Genomic DNA, 1,688 nt, shown 5'->3' with positions numbered 1-1,688 from the left:
CACCACAGCACCTGTGCCATAAACGATCCGATGATCCGTGCTGTAGCCGCGCAGAATGTAATGGGCAGAATTCAATATCTCCGGAACATCTGCACCGCCGCCCGCGAGGCAAGGATCAGCACAAAGGAAAATCGGCCCAATCTCGGCATAAGGCTGCGCCAACGGAAACGGCCTGTGCGCCAGGATCAGCATTTCCGCCCCTTCGGGGATCAGCTTCAGGCAATGGCGACAGGGATTGCCTTGCCCGTCGGAAAGATGGCGTTCAGGCACCTGCCCGTTGGCGTCGAGCCCGCCCGCCTGCAAAGCGCGAACGATTTCGGTTGGAATCGGGGTGAAACGAATGGTCATGCCGGGCTCCCTGCGGTTTCACCCCGCATAGCCGGTCTGCAACCCGCGCCGCGACCCGGAACCTGCGCAAAATTAAAAACGCGCAGCTCTCAGACCTTGGCGACCATCCGCCCCATAGGCCGCCCGCCAAGAATGTGCAAATGATAATGCGGCACTTCCTGCACACCGTTCGCCCCGGCGTTGGTGATTGCGCGAAAGCCATCGCCTCTGTCTGGCGCAACACCGGTCATCGCGCAGACCTTCGCCGCCACTCGGTGAAAATCCACAATCTCGGCATCGCTCGCTTCGGCGCAAAAGTGGTCAAAGCACACATATCGCCCCTTCGGAATCACCAGCACATGCACCGGGGCCAGGGGGTTGATGTCGTGAAAAACCAGCGTATGCGCAGTCTCCAACACCGTTTTGTTGGGAATCTCCCCGCGCAGGATACGCGCAAAGATGTTCTGGTCGTCATAAGTATAGGTCATGGCTCAATCCGCAAAAAGATGGTTGCTTGCCGCGATTTCCCGCGCTGTCGCCACGGGAATATCAAGAAATGCCGCCAAAGACACGGCATTTTCCTCAACACCGGCAGATTCCCGAAACCGCAGCAACCCGGAGAAATCCGCGTCGCGAATACGGTCGCTTTCGAATTTCACATCATAGCGGATCGTCGGCAACAGCCGGTCAATCACCTCCGGCGGCGTCATCGCACCCGCCAAGCCTACCCGCTTGGCATGACCGATCAGATACTCATCGGTAAAGTCGCACTCCACCTCCAACAGCCGCATGGTAGACCGGTCCGCCGCAAAATCCTGCATCAGGTCAACATTCGCCGGATCAATGCACACAACCAGCTTGTCGGTTTCCCAAAGGTCGAACAACATCCGCATCAATGCCCGCCGATGCCGCGTCCGCTTTTCCAGCGTTGACTGGATCCCACCCAAATCCGGCAACGGGGTCGATGCCTCATTGAACAGATAGTCCACCGTGGCGATGTCGGTTGCCTGCTTGATCCGCTCCACCAACCGTTTGGCAACATGCCATTTCTTGCAGATCACCATCAGCAAGGTCCGGTCGCGGCCAAGGCTGCTTTCGGTTTCCCAAAAACGCGGCGCGAAGCGGCGACCAATCCGGCCCCGCCCGGTCAGGAACTGAAACAGGCTGCGCCCCTCATTGGAGATTGAGAATTTCACCCCTTCCGCTGCATAAAGCTGGCCCAACCGGGTCTTCAGATCCGTCGCATCGGCAGAGATCTTGCGCGCAAACAGGTAGTCCTGACTGATCAGCAGGTCATAGTTGTCGTTATAGAACGTCACCGGCATGCCGTAATCGGTGAACATCAGAAAGGTCAGCGTCCG

3 protein-coding genes are annotated in these 1,688 nt (G+C 58.1%); all 3 read right to left on the bottom strand.

The window, feature by feature from the left end; translation table 11 throughout:
* Window positions 1-348, bottom strand: a 348-nt coding sequence (locus L0H65_RS19560) for a DUF1203 domain-containing protein (protein ID WP_301460853.1), incomplete at its 3' end; no start/stop codon positions are given.
* Window positions 349-437: 89 nt separating this feature from the next.
* Window positions 438-815 (bottom strand): HIT domain-containing protein, encoded by a 378-nt coding sequence (locus L0H65_RS19555; protein ID WP_301460852.1) that lies wholly within the window; start codon window positions 813-815, stop codon window positions 438-440.
* Between the two features lie 3 nt (window positions 816-818).
* A partial coding sequence (locus tag L0H65_RS19550) for a DUF5928 domain-containing protein (RefSeq protein WP_301460851.1) occupies window positions 819-1,688 on the bottom strand: 870 nt, incomplete at its 5' end.

It is taken from the genome of Pseudorhodobacter sp. (assembly GCF_030452865.1).
GTDB lineage: Bacteria > Pseudomonadota > Alphaproteobacteria > Rhodobacterales > Rhodobacteraceae > Pseudorhodobacter.
Note: the sequence above shows the minus strand (reverse complement) of the source record. Positions and strands in the feature narration are given on the sequence as shown.

Coding starts and splice junctions, on each gene's coding strand:
- L0H65_RS19555 (WP_301460852.1), bottom strand. CDS start 815: ATGACCTATACTTATGACGACCAGAACATCTTTGCGCGTATCCTGCGC.